This is a genomic window from Streptomyces sp. CWNU-52B (genome assembly GCF_047444975.1).
GTDB lineage: Bacteria > Actinomycetota > Actinomycetes > Streptomycetales > Streptomycetaceae > Streptomyces.
In genome coordinates, this window is record NZ_JBLFJV010000021.1 from 237,503 (window position 1) to 258,305 (window position 20,803).

The 20,803-nt window shown below is 73.2% G+C and carries 10 protein-coding genes; 2 read left to right on the top strand and 8 right to left on the bottom strand.

Annotation, left to right across the window (positions count from 1 at the left end):
• Positions 1 to 4: 4 nt before the first annotated feature.
• From ACLVWQ_RS21985 to ACLVWQ_RS21995, 3 genes are read right to left on the bottom strand one after another with little or no spacing between them, the layout of a single operon-like run.
• A complete protein-coding gene (locus tag ACLVWQ_RS21985) occupies positions 5 to 895 on the bottom strand; it encodes a branched-chain amino acid ABC transporter permease (protein WP_414110804.1) in 891 nt (296 codons plus the stop codon).
• Positions 892 to 1,782, bottom strand: a complete 891-nt coding sequence (locus ACLVWQ_RS21990) for an ABC transporter ATP-binding protein (protein ID WP_414110805.1) — start codon at positions 1,780 to 1,782, stop codon at positions 892 to 894. The genes ACLVWQ_RS21985 and ACLVWQ_RS21990 overlap by 4 nt, the downstream gene beginning before the upstream one ends.
• A gap of 8 nt (positions 1,783 to 1,790) precedes the next feature.
• Entirely contained in the window at positions 1,791 to 2,597 is an 807-nt protein-coding gene (locus ACLVWQ_RS21995) for an ABC transporter ATP-binding protein (protein ID WP_414110806.1), read from the bottom strand.
• Positions 2,598 to 2,820: 223 nt separating this feature from the next.
• On the opposite strand from ACLVWQ_RS21995, the gene ACLVWQ_RS22000 reads away from it, so the two are divergent.
• Positions 2,821 to 4,005, top strand: coding sequence for a PucR family transcriptional regulator (locus tag ACLVWQ_RS22000; protein WP_414110807.1), 1,185 nt, complete (start codon positions 2,821 to 2,823; stop codon positions 4,003 to 4,005).
• 250 nt (positions 4,006 to 4,255) lie between these two features.
• On the opposite strand, the gene ACLVWQ_RS22005 is transcribed toward ACLVWQ_RS22000, so the two are convergent.
• Positions 4,256 to 5,422, bottom strand: coding sequence for a glycerate kinase (locus ACLVWQ_RS22005; protein WP_414110808.1), 1,167 nt, complete (start codon positions 5,420 to 5,422; stop codon positions 4,256 to 4,258).
• A 198-nt stretch (positions 5,423 to 5,620) separates the two neighbouring features.
• Between ACLVWQ_RS22005 and ACLVWQ_RS22010 the strand changes: the two genes are divergently transcribed.
• On the top strand, positions 5,621 to 6,112 hold the full coding sequence (locus ACLVWQ_RS22010; protein WP_414110809.1) for an NUDIX domain-containing protein: 492 nt from the start codon (positions 5,621 to 5,623) through the stop codon (positions 6,110 to 6,112).
• Between the two features lie 19 nt (positions 6,113 to 6,131).
• On the opposite strand, the gene ACLVWQ_RS22015 is transcribed toward ACLVWQ_RS22010, so the two are convergent.
• The 4 genes from ACLVWQ_RS22015 to ACLVWQ_RS22030 form a co-directional block, all read right to left on the bottom strand.
• Positions 6,132 to 6,623: a methylated-DNA--[protein]-cysteine S-methyltransferase gene (locus tag ACLVWQ_RS22015; RefSeq protein ID WP_414110810.1), complete on the bottom strand. Its 492-nt coding sequence runs from the start codon at positions 6,621 to 6,623 to the stop codon at positions 6,132 to 6,134.
• A gap of 74 nt (positions 6,624 to 6,697) precedes the next feature.
• Complete coding sequence (locus tag ACLVWQ_RS22020; RefSeq protein WP_414110811.1) at positions 6,698 to 8,191, bottom strand: DNA-3-methyladenine glycosylase 2 family protein; 1,494 nt, start codon at positions 8,189 to 8,191, stop codon at positions 6,698 to 6,700.
• 85 nt (positions 8,192 to 8,276) lie between these two features.
• Positions 8,277 to 16,565, bottom strand: coding sequence for a type I polyketide synthase (locus tag ACLVWQ_RS22025; RefSeq protein ID WP_414110857.1), 8,289 nt, complete (start codon positions 16,563 to 16,565; stop codon positions 8,277 to 8,279).
• A gap of 115 nt (positions 16,566 to 16,680) precedes the next feature.
• A complete protein-coding gene (locus ACLVWQ_RS22030) occupies positions 16,681 to 20,625 on the bottom strand; it encodes a glycoside hydrolase family 2 TIM barrel-domain containing protein (RefSeq protein ID WP_414110813.1) in 3,945 nt (1,314 codons plus the stop codon).
• Positions 20,626 to 20,803: the final 178 nt, after the last annotated feature.

A 20,803-nucleotide genomic window follows, 5' to 3' on the forward strand; every position in this document is an offset into this window, starting at 1 on the left:
CGCTTCAGACACGGGCGAGCTCCTTCGTGCCGAACAGCCCGGCGGGCCGGACCAGCAGGATCACGGTCATCACCAGGTACGGGGCCAGGTCGCCCAACCCCCGCCCGAGGAAGGAGAGTTCGCTCTGGTAACCGGTCGCGAGGGACTCCGTGACGCCGACGAGCAGTCCGCCGACGAGCGCTCCGGTGGTGGAGTCGAGGCCGCCGAGGATCGCGGCGGGGAAGGCCTTGAGCGCGGCGAGCGAGGTGGCTCTCTCCAGGCCCGGCGTCGGGAAGACGGTCAGGAACAGGGCGGCCACGGCCGCGAGCGCGCCCGCCACCGCCCAGGCGCCGAGCGACACCCGCCCGAGCCGTACGCCCATCAGCGCGGCCGTCTCCGGGCTCTCGGCGGCGGCCCGCATCGCGACACCCCAGGAGGTGTACCGGAACGCGAGCAGGAAGACCGTGATGAGCAGCCCCGCGGCGACGAACGCGGCGATGCGCGTGTGGGCCAGCGAGATGGGGCCGAGGGTGAGGACCGCGTCGCCCCAGGGGTCGCCGAGCGCCAGGACGTCGGTGCCGATCCGGCGGGTCAGCTCCGTGGTGAGCAGGATGTCCACCCCGATCGTGACGATGGCGAGGACGCTGTGGTCGGAGCCCCGGTAGCGGCGCATCACCAGGAACTCGACGGCCGCCCCGACCACGGCGGCCCCGGCGATCCCGACCAGCAGGGCGGGCCAGAAGCCGATGTCGTCGTGGAGGGTCGCGGTGACGTAGCCGCCCGCGAGAAGCAGGGACGCGTGGGCGAAGTTGACGACCTCGGTGGCCCGGAAGATGACCACGAAGCCGAGGGCGATGAGGGCGTAGACCGACCCCATCGAGACTCCGTTGAGGAGCAGTTCGGCGAAGGTGCTCACGACGCGGTCTCCTCTCCCCCGGGGCGCTCCCCCAGGTAGGCGCGTACGACCGCCGGATCGTTCTGTACGTCGGCGGGGGCGCCGTCCGCGATCCGGCGCCCGAAGTCCAGTACGGTCACCGCGTCGGCGAGCCGCATCACCACCCCCATGTCGTGTTCCACCAGGACGATCGAGATGCCGAGGCTGTCGCGGACGCCCGCTATCACGGCGGAGGTCCGGCGGCGCTCGTCGGCGGTCATGCCCGCGACCGGTTCGTCCAGGAGCAGCAGACGCGGCTCCATGCACAGGGCGCGGGCGAGTTCGGCGAGCTTCTGCTGCCCGTACGGCAGGGAGCCGGCCGGGCGGTCGAGACAGGACGAGATGCCGACGAACTCGGCGATCTCCCGCACGCGTGCACGGTGACGGCGCTCCTCACGGGCCGCCGCGGGCAGCCTCAGGCCTGCGGCGAGGAATCCGGTGCGGGTCAGCCGGTGGCGGCCCAGCAGGAGGCTGTCCTCGACCGTGGCGAGCGGTGGCAGGGCGAGGTTCTGGAAGATACGGGCGACGCCCAGACCGGCGATGCGGTGCGCGGGCATGCCGGTCAGTTCGTGCTCGCCGAAGCGGACGCTGCCGGCGGTGGCGCGGTAGACCCCGGACAGGACGTTGAAACAGGTGGACTTTCCGGCGCCGTTGGGGCCGATGAGGGCGTGGACGGTGCCGGGGCGCACGGTGAAGTCGACGGCGTCCAGGGCGGTCAGCCCGGCGAAGCGCACGGTCAGGTCCCGGACGTGGAGCGTCGGCACGTCGGCGTCGGCTCCGGAGGCGGACTCGGCTCCGGGTTCGGGCTCGGGTCCGGGTCCGGGTCCGGGTCCGGGTGAAGTGGGCGGTGGTGGCGTGTCGTTCGGCATGGCGGTGCTCACCCCTTCCATCGGGTCAGCGCCGGGTGGGTGGCGGCGGCCCGCCCGGCGTCGGCCGCCGCGTCCTCGTCGACGACGCCCAGATAGCGGCGGCGCACCTCGTCGGAGGCGGCCAGTTCGTCCGCGGGCCCCGACAGGGTGACTTCGCCGACCTCCAGGACGTAGGCGCTGGTGGCGAGCCGCAGGGCCAGGGCGGCGTTCTGCTCGACGAGCAGGATCGAGGTGCCCTGCGTGCTGATCTCCCGTACCGTCTCGGCGATCCGCTCGGCCATCAACGGGGCGAGTCCCAGGGACGGTTCGTCGAGGAGCAGCATTCTCGGGCCCGCCATCAGGGCACGGCCGACCGCGAGCATCTGCTGTTCGCCGCCGGACAGCAGTCCGGCGTGCTGCTGGGCGCGGTCGGCGAGGACGGGGAACAGTTCGTGGACACGGCGCAGCGCGGCGGCCCGCTCCGCGCGGCTCCCGGTGGCGCCGAGCGCCCCGGCCCGCAGGTTGTCGGCGACGGTCATCCGGGCGAACACCCGCCGCCCTTCCGGGATCTGGGAGATCCCGGCGGCGACCACCCGGTCCGGCGAGAGTCCGTCGAGGCGGCGGCCGTCGTAGCTCACCGTGCCCCCGGTGACCGCGCCGCCGTGGAAGGACAGGGTCCGGCAGATGGCCCGCAGCAGGGTCGACTTGCCCGCGCCATTGCCGCCGAGGACCGTGACCACGGCTCCCTCCGGCACGTCGAGGGACACCTGGCGCAGTGCTCGTACCGGACCGTATCCGACCGACAGGTCCTGTACGGCCAGCCCCGAACCACCCATGGCATTCCCCCTGTCGTCGCGCTCCCGAGCGCTCCTGATCGCCGTGCACCCCGGTTCTCACGGCCGGTGTGGCGCTCACCACAGCACCGGTGGAGCGTCGCGTCCACGGGGTGCGGGCGAATCGCTGCGGGTGACCAGCGGGCGCGGGCGCGCGTTGTGCGCGCGCACAACACCGCGTGTCAGGGGCCTGTGCGGGGTGGCTCGGGGGTGGCATCCTCCGGCCATGGGAGCCCGCAGAAGGCGTACCGGTCATGACTGGAAAGTGCTCGGCGAATCCTGCGCGGCGCTGCTGGAGCGGCTGCCGGAGCTGGTCGACGAGCACATGCGACAACTGGCCGAACACTCCCCGGTCTACGGGGAGTTCCTGCCGTACGACCAGCAGTGGCGGGAGGCGGAGGAAGCGATGCGGATCGGGATCGAGACGATCTCCGCGCGCCGGGACGCGCCGCGCCGTGACCTGGAGTACGCGGAGGACGCGGGGCGGCGTCGGGCCCAACAGGGGCTGCCGTTGGAGCTGTTGGTGCACGCGTACCGCTCCGCGGGCTATCTGGTGTGGGACGCCCTGCTGGAGGGGGCGGCCGGGCGGGAGCCGGATCGGCTGGGGGTGCTGATGCGGTCGGCGACCATGGTGTGGTCCGCCGTGGACGCGCAGGCCGCGGTGGCGAGCGAGGCGTATCTGGCGACCGAGGCGGAGCTTCGGCGGCGGACCGACGAGCGGCTCCAGGCGCTTCTCGACGCGCTCCTCGAAGGGCAGGAGGCACCTGGTCTCGCGGCTCGGGCGGCCGCGGGGCTCGATCTGCCCGAGCGGGGTCCGTACGCGGTGGTCGTGCTGCGCTCGGAGCGGCGGGAGCCCGTTCGGCGGCCCGTGGAGGCGAACGGGCTGCGGTTCGTGTGGCGGATGCGGGCGGACTGCGAGGTGGGGGTGGTGGCTCTCGCGGCCGGGCAGGGCCTCGACGGGGTGGCGCGGGCGCTCGACGGGCGCTGTTCAGGGCCCGGCGGGATCAGTCCCGTCGTCGCCGGGCTGGCCGAGCTGGGGCGGGCCCGGCGGCTCGCCGAGCTGGCGCTGCGTACGTGTGCGCCGGACGCGAGTGCCGTCGTACGGCTCGACCAGCGGATGCCGACGGCGCTCGTCGTCAGCCAGCCCGAGCTGGCGGGGCGGCTGGTGGCGGACGTCTTCGGTGCCCTGCTGGAGCTGGAGCCGGCGGACCGGGCGGTGCTGCTGGAGACGCTCGACGCGTGGCTGTGCTGCGAGGGGTCCGCGGGGCGGGCCGCGGGGCGTCTGTACTGCCACCGGAACACGGTGTTCAACCGGCTGCGCCGCCTGGAACAGCTGACGTCACGGTCGCTGGCGCGGCCACGGGACCTGATCGAGATGACCCTGGCACTGGACGCGTACCGCTTGTCCTGAAAGCCTTTGTTCGCCCTGGGGGCTGCCGCCCCCAGCCCCCCACATCGGCCTGAACGGCCTCGTCCTCAAACGCCGGACGGGCTGGGTGGTGGGGGCGCGGGGAACTGCGCGACCAGCCACACCCGACCCGCACCCGACGCACACACCCGGGGAGGCGAGGGCGAAGCCCCGCCTTCAAGGGGCGCGGGGAACTGCGCGCCCAGCCCCCACCAACCCGCACCCATCCATCGCGGCCACCAAAACGTGCGCGTCAGGTGAGGAAGTCCTCCGCGATACGCTCCGCGAGCCGCTCCAGGATCGGCCCCGCATCCGCAATGCACCGACCGACATCGGGCTCCACCTCCGTGAGCGGATAGACCCGCCGGATCCCGGCCCGCCCGAGCGCCTCAGGCGCGAGGGACAACCGCCCGCACACGGCGATGACCTCCTTCCCCGCCGCACGCGCCGCCGCCGCGACCCCGGCGGGAGCCTTCCCATGGAGGGTCTGCTCGTCCAGCGACCCCTCCCCGGTGATGACCAGCGTCGCCCGCTCCAGCGCGGGCGCGAAGCCCAGCACGTCGAGCATGACCTCGATCCCGGGCCGGAAGCCGGCCCCCAGCCCCACCAGAGCCCCGTACCCGATCCCGCCGGCGGCCCCCGCGCCGGGCGCCACCGCGTACTCCGCGGCCCTGCCCCCGATCGCCTTCTCCAGGACCGCGGCGAAGTGCGCGAGCCCCGCGTCGAGCACCGCCACCTCGTCGGGCGAGGCGCCCTTCTGCGGCCCGTACACCGCCGCCGCGCCCTTCGGCCCGGTCAGCGGGTTGTCCACGTCACTGGCGAGGACCACGTCGACGGAGGTGAGCCGGGGATCGAGACCGGCCAGGTCCGCCGTGGCGAGCTTCCCGAGGGAACCGCCGCCCAAAGGCACCGGCTCGCCGGCCTCGTCGAGGAACCGCGCCCCGAGCGCGGACAGCATCCCGGCCCCGCCGTCGGTGGTCGCGCTGCCGCCGACGCCGAACACAATGGTGCGCGCCCCGGCGTCGAGCGCGGCCCGCAGCAGCTCACCCGACCCGTACGTGGACGCCGTGAGCGGCGCGAAGACCCCGGCGGGCAGCCGCTGCAACCCGCTGGCCTCGGCCATCTCCACGACCGCGGTCCCGTCGCGCAGCGCGAACGCGGCGTCGACCTCTCCCCCGAGCGGCCCGGCGACCCGCACCTCGTGCCGCTCGAACCCGGCGGCGACCGCCGCGGCGACCGTGCCGTCACCGCCGTCGGCCACCGGGAGCGCCTCGACCTCGACGTGCGGCGCGACCCGGCGCAGTCCCGCCGTGACCCGCTCGGCCACTTGTACGGCCGTGAGCGTGCCCTTGAACTTGTCCGCGGCGATGAGTACTCGCTGGATCTGGCTGCCGGTCCGGTTCTCTGCAGCGTCCGCCACCTTGCGTTCCCCTTGCTCCTCGGGCCTTGCACACGTCAAGGCAGTCGCGCCGCTGCGACCCTAACCGCAGGAGGGTGCCGCTGCCCAGGGCGGTTCTCAGGACCCGGACAGCGGCAGGGACTCGACACACGCGGTGTACGTCCGTCGGGAGGGTGACGACCGCGCGGGCCACCCGGTCGATCTCGCTAGGCTGCCCTGATGACGACCCTTGACTACGACACCTACATCGCGGGCCTCCCCCGTGTGCTCGTCGGCGCCGCCGCGCTCCTCCGTGACACCGAGGGCCGTGTCCTGGTCGTCGAGCCCAACTACCGCGAGGGCTGGGCGCTGCCCGGCGGAACCGTCGAGTCGGACCTGGGCGAGACCCCGCGGCAGGGTGCCCACCGGGAGACGCTGGAGGAGATCGGCCTGGACCTGGAGCTCGGCAGGCTGCTCGCGGTGGACTGGGTGCCGGGCACCGCGCGGCCGCCGATCGTGGCGTACCTGTACGACGGTGGAGTGCTGTCGGACGAGCAGTTCACGTCGATCCGCCTCCAGGAGTCGGAGCTGCTGTCCTGGCGGCTGGTCCCGCGCGAGGACGTGCCCCAGTACATGCCGGGCTCCCTGGGCCGCCGCGTGACCGCCGCCCTGGACGTGCTCACGCAGGGAACGGGAACGGCCGAGCTGGAGAACGGCCACCGGGTCCACTGACCTTTCGTACCCCTGACCGTCAGAACAGTGCCGCGTCCGCCGCTCCCCGCTCGAAGTCCAGCAGTCGCTGCTTGCGGTGCAGACCGCCGCCGTATCCCGTCAGGCTGCCGTCCGCGCCCACCACGCGGTGGCAGGGCACGATGATGCCCAGCGGGTTCTTGCCGTTGGCGAGGCCCACCGCTCGTGACGCCTTCGGATTGCCGAGGGCGTCCGCGAGTTCACCGTACGAACGGGTCTCGCCGTACGGGATCTTCCGCAGCTGTTCCCAGACCGAGCGCTGGAACGCGGTGCCGTGCAGGTGGAGTCGCACGGAGAAGTCCTTCAACTCGCCCGCGAAATAGGCCTGTAGCTCCTCGGCCGCTTCGGAGAAGGGCGTGTCGTCCGGCCGGCCGAAGGTCTCCTCGGGCGGGCGGTGGCGCTGGTCGGTCATGTAGAGCCCGGAGAGGACGCCGTCGGTGGCGACGAGCGTGAGCGGGCCGTACGGGCTGTCGATGACGGTGTGCTGTTTCACTGCGTCCTTCTCGCTCACTGTGTCGTTCTCACTCACTAGGTCCTTCTCACTCACTAGGTCCTTCTCGTTCTCGTTCAGGCTTGTTCGGGGAGGAAGTTGACCGGGTGCGTGCCCGTCGCCCACAGGTACTGGACGGCGTACGCGCGCCAGGGCCGCCAGTCCGCGGCGCGCGCCGTCAGGGCGGCGGGGGTGGCGGGAAGGTCCAACTCCTTTGCCGCGTACCGGACTCCGAGGTCGGTGACCGGGAAGGCGTCGGGGTCGCCGAGGGCGCGCATCGCGATGACCTCCACGGTCCAGGGGCCGAACCCGGGCAGGGCCAGCAGCTGTGCCCTGATCTCCGCCCAGTCGCCCTCGACCCCCAGGTTGAGGGTGCCGTCCGCCAGCCGGCCGACGAGTGTGGTGAGGGTGGTCCGGCGGCTGACCGGCATGGCCAGCGCCCCGGGGTCCAGGGCCGCCAGGGAGCCGACGGACGGGAAGAGGTGGGTGAGACCGCCCCCGGGGTCGTCGATCGGCTCCCCGTGAGCCGTGACCAGGCGTGCCGCGTGCGTACGGGCGGCGGCCGTGGACACCTGCTGGCCCAGCACGGCCCGTACCGCGAACTCGGCCTCGTCGACCGTACGGGGCACTCGACGGCCCGGCGCCTTGTCGACGAGCGGCGCCAGCACCGGGTCCGTACGCAACTGGTCGTCGACCGCGACCGGATCGGCGTCCAGGTCGAGCATGCGGCGGCAGCGGCTGATGGCGACGGTCAGGTCGCGCAGGTCACCGAGGGCGAGCCGGCAGCCGATGTGATCGGGCCTCGGCGTGAGCGCGACGACACCGTGGCCGTACGGCAGCCGCAGGGTGCGCCGGTACGCGCCGTCGCGCCACTCCTCCACGCCGGGTACGGCGGTGGCGACGAGGTGGCCGAAGAGGTTGTCCGGGTTGAGCGGGGCGCGGAAGGGGAGCCGGACGTCCAGCACCCCCGGTGTGCCGGTGGAGCCGGTGCCGTTCCTGGGGGCCCGGGTGCGCAGTTCGCTCGGCGCCAGGGCGAAGACCTCGCGGACCGTGTCGTTGAAGGTGCGGATCGAGGAGAAGCCCGCGGCGAAGGCGATCTGCGCCATCGGCAGCGGTGTCGTCTCGATGAGCAGGCGCGCGGTCCGGGCACGCTGGGCACGGGCCAGGGCGAGCGGTCCCGCGCCCAGTTCGGCGAGGAGCTGGCGTTCGATCTGCCGGGTGCTGTACCCGAGGCGGGTCGCGAGGCCCGGCACTCCCTCGCGGTCCACGATCCCGTCGCCGATCAGCCGCATCGCACGGGCCACCAGGTCGGCCCGCTGGTTCCACTCGGGCGAGCCGGGGCTGGTGTCGGGGCGGCACCGCTTGCACGCCCGGAAACCGGCCTGCTGGCAGGCGGCCGCGCTCGGGTAGAACGTCATGTTCTCCGGCTTCGGCGGCACGACGGGGCAGCTGGGCCGGCAGTAGATCCGTGTGGTCAGGACCGCCGTGAAGAACCATCCGTCGAAGCGGGCGTCCTTCGACTGGACAGCCCGCACACAGCGCTCCGACTCGGTGTGCATCCCGTTCTGCATGTCTCCCAGCATCACCCTTGGTCATGGCGATGGCTGGCGGGAATCCGACATCTGCCTGACGCACCGCGCCGCCTCACCCCATGCCTCACCGACCGGTCTCACCGGCCTGGCTCACCGACCTGATCCAGGCGCGGACCGCGGACGCCGTCGTTCGCGCGTGCTCCTGGAGCAGGGTCAGATGGTCACCCGGCACCTCCACCTCCTCGTGCGGCAGCGGCCACCGGGTGCGCCAGTCCTCGGCGCCGGGGTCCGCCGCCATCCGGGGCGTGGGCTGCGAGGCCCGGACCAGCAGGGTCGGGGTGTCGACCGGTTCCGGGTCCCAGTTCATGAAGATCCGGGCGTACGCACCCATGGCCGCGGCGCCGGCGTCCTCGTACAGGCGGGGCGCGACGGTGGCGGGCAGGGCCAGCAGCCAGTCCTTCCGGCTGGTGGCCTCGTCGATCAGGTAGGTGTCCAGCAGCGCCTGACCCGCCGGTGGCCTGCCGACTTCTTCGAGCCGCCGGGTCACCGCGTGGGCGAAGGCCCCGCCCGTGGACGCCCCGACGAGTACGAAGGGCCGGTCGCCGACCTGCCGCAGCACCGTCTCGGCGTGCGTGTGGGCGAACGCCGCACGGTCGGCGGGGACTGCTTCGCCCCCGCCGAGGCCCGGGTGGACGAGTTCCAGGACGTCCAGTTCGCCCTCGAAGGAGCGGTGAAAGTCCCCGAACTCCCCGCCGGGGACGGTGAAGGGCGGGTGCTGCCCGGCGAGAAAGACGAGCACCGGACGGTCACGGAGGCCCTCGGCCCGGCGGAGCGGGGGCAGCGCGTGGGCCTCGCTCCCGGCCGCCGTGAACGTCGGCAGGGCCAGGGAGGCGGAGACCAGCATGTGCATGCCGGCCGCCTCCTCGCCCTTGGCGCAGAGCGCGCGGTAGAGCGCGGCGAGCGTCTGCGGGGGCCGGACCGTGGCCTCGGTCTCGGTACCGGTCCCGGTCCCGGTCTCGGCCGCGGTCCCGGTCGCGGTCCCGGTCGCGCTCTCGTCGTCGGACAGGTCGGCGGCGAGCAGGCCGAGCAGGTGGCGGGCGAGCGCGTCCGTCGTGGCGTGCTCGAACACCACCGAGGCGGGCAGTCGCAGCCCTGTGGCCACGGTCAGCCTGTTGCGGATCTGGACCGCCATCAGGGAGTCGAAGCCGAGGTCGGCCAGGGGTCTTCCGGTCGGCAGCGTGTCGCCGTCGGGATACCCGAGGACCACGGCGACCGCCTCACGCAACAGCTTCTCCAGCGCGGTCGCCCGTTCCTCCCCCGGCAGCAGCGCCAACTGCTCGCGCCACGCGCCCTGTGCCCGAGCCTCAGCCGCACTCCCGGCTCCGGCTCCGGCTCCCGCTCCCGCTCCCGCTCCGGAATGGGACGCGGCTGCTGCCGGGCGGGCGCCGCGGACCAGTTCCCGCAGCAACGGAGGCACCGGCACGCCGGCGGACCGGGGCGTGCTCCGGTCCAGGAGAAGCGGGGCCAGTACGGGCTCACCGTCACCCGGCGCCGCGTCGAACAGAGCCATGCCCTGCGCGAGGGACAGGGCCCGGACCAGGTCGGGCCCACCCGGCGCCGTCCGGAGCGCAGCGGTGTCAGGGAGCCGGGCCGCCATGCCGTCGCCGTGCCCCCACGGCCCCCACGCGAGGGAGACGGCGGGCAGCCCGAGCGAGGCACGGTGGTGGGCGAGCGCGTCCAGGAAGGAGTTCGCCGCCGCGTAGTTGCCCTGTCCTGGCCGGCCGAGCAGCCCCGACGCCGAGGAGAACAGGACGAACGCCGAGAGGTCCAGCTCGCGGGTCAGCTCGTGAAGGTGCCAGGCGGCGTCCACCTTGGGCCGCAGCACCGCCGCCATCCGCTCCGGTGTCAGCGAGTCCAGTACGCCGTCGTCGAGCACGCCGGCCGCGTGCACCACGGCGTTCAGCGGGGGGTCGCACCGGGCGATCAGCGCCGCCAACGCGGTGCGGTCGGCCGCGTCGCAGGCCACGACCCGCACCGCCGCACCCAACTCCGCCAATTCCGTGCGCAGTTGCTCGGCGCCCGGCGCCTGTGGGCCGCGTCGTCCGGTGAGCAGCAGATGCCGCACCCCGTGCTCGGTGACCAGATGCCGGGCCAGTTCGGCGCCCAGTGCCCCGGTGCCGCCGGTGACGAGCACGGTGCCGCCCGCACCGAACGTGCCGGTCCCGTGCGGTTCCACGGCGCCGCGGGTCAGCCGGGGGACGGTCAACCGGCCTGCCCTGATGCGGAGTTGGGGCTCGCCGGTGGCGAGGGCCGCGGGGAGCAGCCGTAACGACTCGGGGCGCCCGTCCACATCGGCCAGGACGATACGGCCCGGCGTCGTCTCCGACTGGGCCGTGCGCACCAGTCCCCACACGGCGGCGCCCGCGAGGTCCGGGTCCGGTGCGGTGGCGTCCCGGGTCACCACGAGCAGCCGTGCCGCCGCCGGTCCCGGCTCGCGCTGCCAGTTCCGCAGCGCCTCCAGGACCGTGCCGGTCAGCCGGTGCGTGGCGGCCACCGGACCGGGGTCGGCCGTGGAGGTGAGGGCCGTGAGGACCACGACGTCCGTGGCCGACCGGGCCGTCCCCGCAGCCGCCGCCACCGGGATGTGCGCCCCGATGTTCAGTTCGTCCGAGCCGTCCGAACTCTCCGAGCCCTCCTGGCCCAGCAGTGTCCATGTCCCGCCGCCGGTGTCGTCGTCGGGCAGGTCGGCGGGAAGGGCGCGGGGTCGCCAGTCGAGGCGCAGCAACGCCCGTCGCACCACCTCGTCGGTGTCGTCCGGGGCTCCGCCGGGCACCTCCCGGGTGACCAGTGAACCCACCACGGCCAGCGGCTTCCCCGCCGTGTCGGCGAGCGTCACCGTGACCGCTCCGGGTCCCGTCGGCGTCAGCCGCGCCCTCGCCGCGACCGCCCCTTCGGCGTACAGCCGCACCCCGCTCCACACGAACGGCAGCCGCACGAGCCCCAGACCGGAGCCGGAGCCGGAGCCGGAGTCGGAGTCGGAGTCGGAGCCACGGTCGGCACCCGTGCCTGGCTCGGCCAGCAACATGCTGTGCACCGCCGCGTCCAGCAGCGCCGGATGCATGCCGAACCGCGCCGCGCCCGACACCTCCTCCTCGGGCAGCCGGACCTCCGCGAAGAGTTCCGTGCCCCGCCGCCACAGGGCGCCGACGCCCTGGAACGCGGGCCCGTACCCGACTCCCCCGTCGGCCAACGACTCGTACGCGTCGGCCAGTTCGATCGCGACGGCACCTTCGGGCGGCCACACCTCCAGGTCGCCGTCCGGCGGGTCCGCCGCCGAGGGCGCCCTGCCGAGCACCCCCGTGACATGCCGGGTCCAGCCCTCCCCCGTCGCCCTCTCCGGGCGCGAGTAGAGGTCGACCGGACGTCCGCCGGAGTCGTTCTCAGGACCGACCACGACCTGGACCCGTACACCGGTCCTGTCGGGCAGCACGAGCGGTGCCACGACGACGAGTTCCTCCAGGAGGTCACAACCGACCTCGTCGCCCGCGCGTACGGCCATCTCCACGAAGGCCGTCGCGGGGACCACCACCTTCCCGGCGATCAGGTGATCGCCGAGCCAGGGCTGCGCGTCCGTGGAGAGCCGGCCCGCCAGCACCGTCCGGTCCGTGTCCGGCACCGTGAACGCCGGGCCGAGCAGCGGATGCCCGGGGCCGTCGGCAGCCGAGGGTCCGGCGGGCCGGGGTGCGTCCAGCCAGTACCGGCGCCGCTGGAAGGCGTACGTCGGCAGCTCCACGCGCCGCACTCCCGGGCCCGTGAACACCGCGGCCCGGTCGACACCCGTACCGCGCACGTGCAGACGGGCCACGGCGTGGAGCAGTGACTCGGATTCCGGCGAGCCGGACCGCCCCGTCACGGGCCCTACGGCCGCGACGCACTCGGCCCGCCTGCCCCTGCCCTCCGTGCCGGACGACGACAGCACCTCCTCGGCCGCCGCGGTGAGGACGGGCGCTGGGCCCAGTTCCAGGAAGGTCCCGACCTGCTCCTCCTCGTCGAGGTACCGCACGGCGTCCGCGAAGCGCACCGGCAGCCGGGCGTGCCGTACCCAGTACTCCGCCGAGCGGAGCTCACCGGACTCGGTGTCGGCCGGGCGGCCCGACACGGTCGAGACGACCGGGATCCGGGGCCGCCGGTACGTCAGCCGCCGGGCGACGCGGCGGAACTCGTCCAGCATCGGTTCCACCAGCGGCGAGTGGAAGGCATGGCTCACCCGGAGCCGGGTGGATCCGCGCCCGCGCTCGCCGAACCTGTCCGCGACGGCGAGTACGGCGTCCCGGGCACCCGAGATCACCACGGAACGCGGGCCGTTGACCGAGGCGATCGCGACCAGGTCCGTGCCGGCGAGGGCGGTCAGTACGGGAGCGACCTCGGCCTCGGAGGCGTCCAGCGCGACCATCACCCCGCCTGTCGGCAGGGCTTGCATCAACAGGCCGCGGGCCACGACGAGTTGGGCCGCGTCGGGCAGGTCCAGCACCCCGGCCACGTGTGCCGCGACCAGTTCCCCGATCGAGTGCCCGGCCAGGAACTCAGGCCGTACGCCCCAGGATTCGAGCAGCCGGAACAGCGCCACCTCGAAGGCGAACAACGCGGCCTGAGTGAAGTCCGTGCGGTCGAGCAACAGGGCGTCGGGCGAGCCGTCCTCGGCGAACACCACGGACCGCAGCGGCCGTTCGAGACCGCCGTCGAGAGCCTCGCACACCTGGTCGAAGGCGGCGGCGAACACGGGAAAGGACTCGCTCAAGTCCTGTCCCATACGGGCGCGTTGGGCGCCCTGGCCGGTGAACAGGAACGCCGTGCGGATCCCCGGCTCGGCGACACCCCGTACGGTGTGCCGGTCGCCGTCGCCGCGGGCGAGCGCCCGGAGCGCGGGCAGCGCGCGCTCGCCCCCGGGCACCGCGGCCCGGTGTGCGAGCGCCGGCCTCGTCACGGCGAGCGAGTAGGCGATGTCGGCCGAGTCCACGGGCGAGAGACCGGGCCGGGCCGCCACCTGGGCCGCCAGTCGCCGGGCCTGGGCACGCAGCGCGGACTCGTCGGCTCCGGAGAGCAGCCAGGGCAGCGAGGGCGACGCGGTGTTCCCGGGCTGCCGGCGGTCCGGGGGCGGGGCCGGGGCCTCCTCCAGGATCACGTGGGCGTTGGTCCCGCCTATCCCGAAGGCCGACACGCCCGCCCTGCGGGGCCGGTCCGACGGCTCCCAGGGCCGGGCCGCCGTCAGCAGTTCCACCCGGCCGGCGGACCAGTCCACGTGCGGTGACGGTGTCTCGGCGTGCAGGGTCGCGGGCAGCCGCCCGTGCCGCATGGCCTGCACCATCTTGATGACTCCGGCGACCCCCGCCGCCGCCTGGGTGTGTCCGAGGTTGGACTTCACCGAGCCCAGCCAGAGCGGTGGCCGCTCCGGTGAACGCCCCTGCCCGTACGTGGCCAGCAGCGCGCCCGCCTCGATCGGGTCGCCCAGTGTGGTGCCGGTGCCGTGCCCCTCCACCGCGTCCACGTCAGCCGCGCGGAGTCCGGCGTCGGCGAGCGCCCGCGCGATGAGCCGTTCCTGCGCCCGGCCGTTGGGCGCGGTGAGGCCGTTGGACGCCCCGTCGGAGTTGACGGCGGAGCCCCGGAGCACCGCGAGGACGGGATGGCCGTTGCGGCGGGCGTCGGACAGCCGCTCCAGGAGGACGAGACCGGCGCCCTCGCCCCAGCCGGTGCCGTCCGCCGACGAGGAGAACGACTTGCAGCGGCCGTCGGGCGACAGTCCGCGCTGCCTGCTGAACATGGTGAACGAGCGCGGGGTCGCCATCACGGTGACCCCGCCCGCCAGTGCCATCGAGCACTCGCCCGAGCGCAGCGCCCGCGCCGCCCAGTGCAGCGACACCAGGGAGGACGAGCACGCGGTGTCGACGGTGATCGCGGGACCGCGCAGGCCGTACGTGTAGGCGACCCGGCCGGACGCGACACTGCCGGCCGAGCCCAGGCCCAGGTGCGCCTCCAACTCGTGCGGCGCGGTGCCCAGACGGTCGGCGTAGTCGCCGTACATCACCCCGACGAACACACCGGTGTCGCTGTCGCGCAGGGACGCCGGGTCGATCCCGGCGCGCTCCCAGACCTCCCAGGACGTCTCCAGGAGCAGCCGCTGCTGCGGGTCCATGGCCAGCGCCTCGCGCGGCGAGATGCCGAACAGGCCGGCGTCGAACTCGGTGGCCCCATGGAGGAATCCGCCGGTACGGGCGTAGGACGTGCCGAGGCGGTCCGGATCAGGGTCGTACAGGGCCGCCAGGTCCCAGCCTCGGTCGGCCGGGAAGTCCGAGACGGCGTCCCGGCCTTCGGAGACCAGTCGCCACAGGTCTTCGGGGGACTCGACGTCCCCGGGGTAACGGCAGGCCATGGAGACCACGACCACGGGGTCGTCGGCGACCGGGACACCGGCATCGACACCATCGGCGCCGGCTCCTGCCGGCTCAGCGGACTCTGCCGTCGAGAGCGCGCTCAGCAGGTGGCGCGCCACCTCGCCGGGTGTCGGGTGGTCGAAGACAAGCGTTGCCGACAGGCGCAGTCCGGCGCTCTCGCCCAGCAGGTCGGTCAGCGTGACGGCGCCCAGGGAGGTGAGGCCCAGATCGGCGAAGGAGCGGTCCCCGTCCTGCCGCCCGTACGACCGCTCCCCGCCGCCGGCCTCGGTCAGCGCGGAGAGCACGAGGTCGCGGACCACCCCCTCGCCCTCCTCCGGCGACAAGGCGGCCAGCCGCTCACGCAGCGCGGGCGCGGACGTGGAGGCGGGCGCGTGCGTCGGCCGGGCGAGGCCCGCCACGGCGTGCCGGAGGATCTTGCCGGATGCCGTACGCGGCACCGCGGCGATCTCATGGATCTCCGTGGGCACCTTGTGTTCGGACAGGAGTGTCCGGCACGTCCGCAGGACGCGCCGCGCGTCGAGTCCGTCGGGGCCGGGCACCACGAAGGCCACCGGCACCTCGCCGAGGACGTCGTGCGGGACTCCGGTCACGACGGCGTCGGCCACCCCGGGGCAGCTCAGCAGGGCCTGTTCGACCTCTGTGGGGTGGATGTTCTCGCCGCCCCTGATGATCAGTTCACCGACGCGGCCGGTGAGGGCGAGGTGGCCGTGCTCGACCCGCCGGGCCAGGTCTCCCGTGCGGTACCAGCCGTCCTTCAGCACGGCCTCGGTCGCCTCGGGCTGACGGTGGTAGCCGGTCATGAGCCCCGGCCCGCGCACCCACACCTCGCCCTCGTCGCCGTCCGCGACGTCGTGCCCGGAGCGCGGATCGACCAGCCGTACGTCCACGCCGGGCACCTCGGGCCCGCACGAACCGTCGACCCGGGGGCCCTCCGGCCGGTTCACGGCGATCATCCCGCAGGTCTCGGTGCTGCCGTACCCGTCCAGCAGCATCGCCCCGAGCGCCTCCTCGACCTCGTGCCGCAACGCCGGCGGACCCGGGGCACCGGCGACGACACAGCACCGCAGTCCCGTGCGCGGGCGCGGGCGTCGGCCGGCCTCGCTCGCCTCGCCCGCCTCCGACACCAGCCGGTGGTAGGTCGCCGGTACCCCGGCCAGCACCGTGAAGGGCCCCTCGGGCCCCTGGTGCGCCTCGTCGAGCACCCCCAACAGCCCGCCTGGCGGCAGTAGTTCACCCGTGATGTGCGCGCTCGCGCCGGTGGCGACGACGCCCAGTACGGCGAGCGAGTGCCCGAAGCTGTGGAACAACGGGAGCGGCCACAGCAGCCGGTCACCGGCCGAGAGGCCGAAGACCGGCCCGTAGCAGGCCGTCGGCGACCAGAGCGCGGCGCGCTGCGTGGACACGACTCCCTTGGGGCGATGGGTGGTTCCGGAGGTGTAGAGCAGCCAGGCCGGTTCGTCGAGGCCGAGGTCGTCACGTGCCGGTGCCGCGCCTTCGCCGGCCACGGCTTCGTCGAACAGCACGGTCCCGGCGGGTGCGTCCGCGGGCACCGGCCCCGGCCCGGTGAGCAGTACCCGCGGTGGGTCCACCCCAGCACCCAGGCGCGCCAGTCGGGGCAGGTTCGGCGCGTCCGTGACGATCACGGACGCCCCGCTGTCGGTCAGCAGACGGGCGAGTTCGACGTCGGAGGAGCGGGGGTTCAGCAGGACGCCGACCCCGCTCGCGCGGGTGACGGCCAGACAGCTCTCCACCAGCTCGACGCGGCTGCCCAGCACCACCGCGACCCGGTCGCCGCGCCGGAGCCCCGCGCCCGCCAGGTGTGCGGCGAGCCTGCGGGTGCGGTGCTCCAGTTCCCCGTACGTCACGCGTCGCGCTGAGTCCGAGAACGCGATCCGGTCCGCCGCCGTGGCGGCATGGTGTCTCAGCAACTCCGGTAATGATCTGATCGGTTCGTCGTGGTGCATCATGTCCCCACCTGTGCGGCCCCGCGCCGTTCGTCCCCGGTTCGGGTGAGAGTACGTCCGCCGCGTACGCGAACTCGAAGGTTTCGGGGACCGTGAGGTGGGTGTGTCGCGGCCGCTACCCGGAGAACTCCCCCGCCGTGGGCCGCCGGGAGGCCGCCATCGCCTCGTCGAGGTCGGTCAGGGGGCGCAGCCGGTAGGTGTACGCGTAGTCCCGGTCGGCGAAGAGCTTGTACTCGTCGTGCGTGTGCGCGCCCCAGCTGTTGTCACCGCCGATGCCCATCTGCCGGTGGTTCAGGCGCAGTACGACCTCCTCCCGCGGAGTCAGCTGGTAGTCGTGGCGCGTGCCGACCGACAGGTCCTCCGGAGTGAAGTGCGAGGCGTTGACCTCGATGAGCGGTTCACCGGAGACGAGCAGTCCGGCGCCGCCGCGGTCGGTCAGGGCGGCCCAGCGGACGTCGGTCTTGTTGCCGTTCTCCTGCGGGCGGATGTAGCGCGACCACTGTTCGGAGACGGTCCCGGAGTACAGCCCGACGTCGGTGCCGTCGTTGCGGTCCCAGTGGTTCTCCTCGGGGCCGCGGCCGTAGTAGCGCAGGTGCTCCAGGCGGCCCGGCAGGAACAGCAGGGTGCCGACCTCCGGCAGGTAGGGCAGGCTCGCGGCGCCCGGGTGCAGGGTGTTGTCGACCTTGATCTCGCCGTTGCCGAAGACGGTGTAGGTGGTGGTGTACGTGGACTCGGTGGTCGTGGGCAGGGTCCCGGTGACCTTGATCCGGACGGCCCGGTCGCGCAGGGCGCTGACGCTGACGTCCGTCACCTCGCGCAGCCTCCCGGCGTCGCGCCAGGTCTGGTTGCGCAGGTGCTGGCTGTTGCCCCGGTCGTTGTCGGTCGGTGCCCGCCAGAAGTTCGGCACGGGCCCGGAGGTGATCAGCCGGGTGCCGCGGGACTCGTACGACGTGATGACGCCGGTGCGCTTGTCGAGGGTGACGGAGAAGTCCTTCCCCCGCACCGTGACGGACCGTTCGCCGTCCTGGTGGCGCAGGGCGGGCACGCGCTCCAGGGGCAGGGGCGCCGCGGCCCGGCTGCCCGCGTCGACCGGGAGCTGCTGCTTGGCCACCTCGAAGCCGGCCTTGGCCCACTTCGTGCGTTCCTTGAGGGTGAAGGACAGGTGCAGGAAGTACTCCGTGCCGGGCGCCGGGGTGGCCGGGAGCCTGAACGGCACAGTGACGTCCTTGCTGCCGAGCGGCGGGACGTCCAGCTGGGCCCGGCTGAGCTTGCCGCGCTGTACGGCCTTGCCGTCGGCGACCAGGGCCCAACTGCCGTCGAACTCACGGAGGTTCGTGAAGAGATACTCGTTGGTCAGGGTGACCGACGCGCCGGCGGCGAGGGTCTTCCCGGACGCCGGGGCCGCGTTGACGGCCTGGTAGATCTGTTTGACCTGCGCGGCCTTGCCGGTGTGTGCGCGGTCCGCGGTGACGATGCCGTCCGCGACGAAGGCGCCGTCGTTCGGGTGGTCGCCCCAGTCGCCGCCGTACGCGAAGTACGTGCGCTCCTTCGCGCGCTTCTCGGTGACCTGGACGGTCGCCGCGTCGAACCAGAACCGCACCCCGTCGTCGCCGGGGGCTCGTCCCTCGGACGCGAGTTCGGCCGCGGACAGGGCGCGGGCGTAGACGCGGGCCCGCCGGATGGTGCCGCTGAACTCCCGGGTGGGGTTGTCGACGTCCGTGGCGAGCGAGAGCGGCGCGGTGTTGACGGAGGGCCGCCGGGTGGTGCTCCGGGTGGCCCTGACCGCGCCGTCGACATGGAGGGTCAGCGTGCCCGCCGCCGTGTCGAGGACTCCCGCGATGTGGTGCTCCTCGCCGGTCCAGTCGTCCGGGAGCGGCCAGGTCGCGCTGATCCACTCGCCGTCGCTGTGGATGAAGAACTCCAGGTTCTCGCTCGTCTGCTTCAGGGCGTACTGCGTGTCGCCCTTGGTGACGAGCGGCTGGTGGTAGCCGGTGACGTGCGGGGTGACCCAGGCCTCCAGCGTCAGGGAGCCGGTGATGTCGAGGCCGGTGTCGCGGGCGAAGACGGTGCTGCCGGAGAGGCCGTTCTTCCGGTCGAAGGTCGCGCTGCCCGCCTGGATCTCCCCGTGCACGGAGCCCGGTCCTGACTCGGTGAACAGGACTCGGGTCGGGGTCGGTTCGGTCAGGGACTGGTCGACGAAGTCCCAGATCCAGCCGCCCTGCAGGACCTCGTGCCGGCGGATGACGTCCCAGTACTTCTTGAGGTTGCCGGTCGAGTTCCCCATCGAGTGGGCGTACTCGATCATGACGTACGGGCGGGTGTCCGAGGTGTCCGCGGCGCGGGCCTCGATGCGCGCGGGGCTCTCGTACATCGCCGAGCGGATGTCGCTGATCCCCGGCCGGTCGTCGCCCTCGTACTGGATGACGCGGGTGGTGTCGTACGAGCGGATCCAGTCGTGCATGGCGACGAAGGTGCTGCCGCCGCCGGCTTCGTTGCCGAGTGACCAGATGACGACGGAGGCGTGGTTCTTGTCGCGGTGGACCATGTTCCGGGCGCGGGCCACACACGCCCTGCTCCAGTCGGCGTGGTCGCCCGGGTACTGGTCCCGGATGCCGTGGGTCTCCAGGTTGGTCTCGTCCACGAGATACAGGCCGTACTCGTCGGCGAGTTCGTACCAGAGGGTGTTGTTGGGGTAGTGCGAGGTGCGGACGGTGTTGATGTTCATCCGCTTCACGATCTCGATGTCCCGGACCAGGTCGGCGCGGGTGAGCGCGGTGCCCCGGTCGGGGTGCATCTCGTGCCGGTTGGTGCCCCGCAGGGAGACCGGCCGGCCGTTGATGCGCATCAGCCCGTCCGTGAGCGCGAACTCGCGCAGGCCGACCCGGTGCGAGAGCGTCTCGACGACCTTGCCCGCCGGGTCGCGCAGCCTCAGCACGGCCGTGTAGAGGTACGGGTCCTCGGCCGACCACAGCTTCGGCGCGGGCACGGCCCTGGCGGCCCGCACGGTCACGTCCTCGCCCGCCGGGGCCCCGCCGAGGTCGACGGCCTGGTGCAGCGGGCGTGGCCAGACGGCGTGCCCGCGCGCGTCGTAGAGCTGGGTCTCGACGGAGTACGAAGCCCCGCCGCCCGCCCCTGCGCCCGTGTCCGTGCCGCCGTAGTCGCGGACGCTCGCGGTGACCGACAGCTCGGCGGCTCGGTAGCCGTCGCTCAGCGGGGTGTCCAGCTTGAAGTCGCGCAGGTGCACGGCCGGGGTGGAGTACAGGTGGACCGAGCGGAAGATGCCGCTCAGCCGGATCATGTCCTGGTCCTCCAGCCAGTCACCGTCCGAGTAGCGGTAGACCTCCACCGCGATCTGGTTGGTGCCGGGCTTGAGATGCTCGGTGATGTCGTACTCGGCGGGGGTGTACGAATCCTCGCGGTAGCCGACGAGCTCTCCGTTGATCCACACGTAGTGGGCGGACTTGACCCCTTCGAAGTGCAGGAACGTCCGCCGCCCCGACCACCCCTCGGGGACGGTGAAGGTACGTCTGTACTGGCCCACCGGGTTGTAGCGGGTCGGGGCGGCCGGTGGCTGCGGCTCCTCGCCCTGGCCGTTGGGACCCCAGTAGGGGTACGTGATGTTGATGTAGATCGGGAAGTCGTACCCGTGCAGCTGCCAGGCGGAGGGGACCGGGATGGTGTCCCAGGAGCTGTCGTCGACGTCGGTGCGGTAGAAGTCGGTGTCCCGGTCGTCGGGGCGGTCGACGTAGGCGAACCGCCACTTCCCGTCGAGGCTCATCCGGTACGGCGAGCGGGCCCGGTCGCCGGCCAGCGCCTGCCCGACGTCCGCGTACGGCGTGAGGGTGGTGTGCGGCGGCTCGGATCCCACCTGGAAGACGTCGATGGCGCCGTTCCACTCCGGGGAGCCGTCCGCCGCCACCGGCCGGGTGGCCGCGTGGGCCAGGGGGGACGACGCGGGCAGGGCGAGCGCGCCGAGGACGGCGGCTCCGCCCTCGAGAAGCCGGCGGCGGCTGACAGGGGAGAGCTGCGGGAGGCGGGGGTGGGGATGCGGGTGCGGCATGCTGTGGCCTTCCTCGGTACGACAGCGGGATGCACGAACTGAGGGAGTATCAGATCTGATCGAAGCTGATCGATGCGGTTGACATACGGCAGGTGATGTCAGGCCAGAATGCGACTGCTGAGGACAAAGGCACCTAGTGGGGCACAGAAAACCCTAGGACCCCAACACAATCAGAGCA

Excerpts from the sequence above, each read along its gene's own strand:
- ACLVWQ_RS22010 (WP_414110809.1), top strand. The coding sequence starts at position 5,621 with ATGACGACCCTTGACTACGACACCTACATCGCGGGCCTCCCCCGTGTG.
- ACLVWQ_RS21990 (WP_414110805.1), bottom strand. The coding sequence starts at position 1,782 with ATGCCGAACGACACGCCACCACCGCCCACTTCACCCGGACCCGGACCC.
- ACLVWQ_RS22025 (WP_414110857.1), bottom strand. The coding sequence starts at position 16,565 with ATGCACCACGACGAACCGATCAGATCATTACCGGAGTTGCTGAGACAC.
- ACLVWQ_RS21995 (WP_414110806.1), bottom strand. The coding sequence starts at position 2,597 with ATGGGTGGTTCGGGGCTGGCCGTACAGGACCTGTCGGTCGGATACGGT.
- ACLVWQ_RS22020 (WP_414110811.1), bottom strand. The coding sequence starts at position 8,191 with ATGCAGAACGGGATGCACACCGAGTCGGAGCGCTGTGTGCGGGCTGTC.
- ACLVWQ_RS22000 (WP_414110807.1), top strand. The coding sequence starts at position 2,821 with ATGGGAGCCCGCAGAAGGCGTACCGGTCATGACTGGAAAGTGCTCGGC.
- ACLVWQ_RS22030 (WP_414110813.1), bottom strand. The coding sequence starts at position 20,625 with ATGCCGCACCCGCATCCCCACCCCCGCCTCCCGCAGCTCTCCCCTGTC.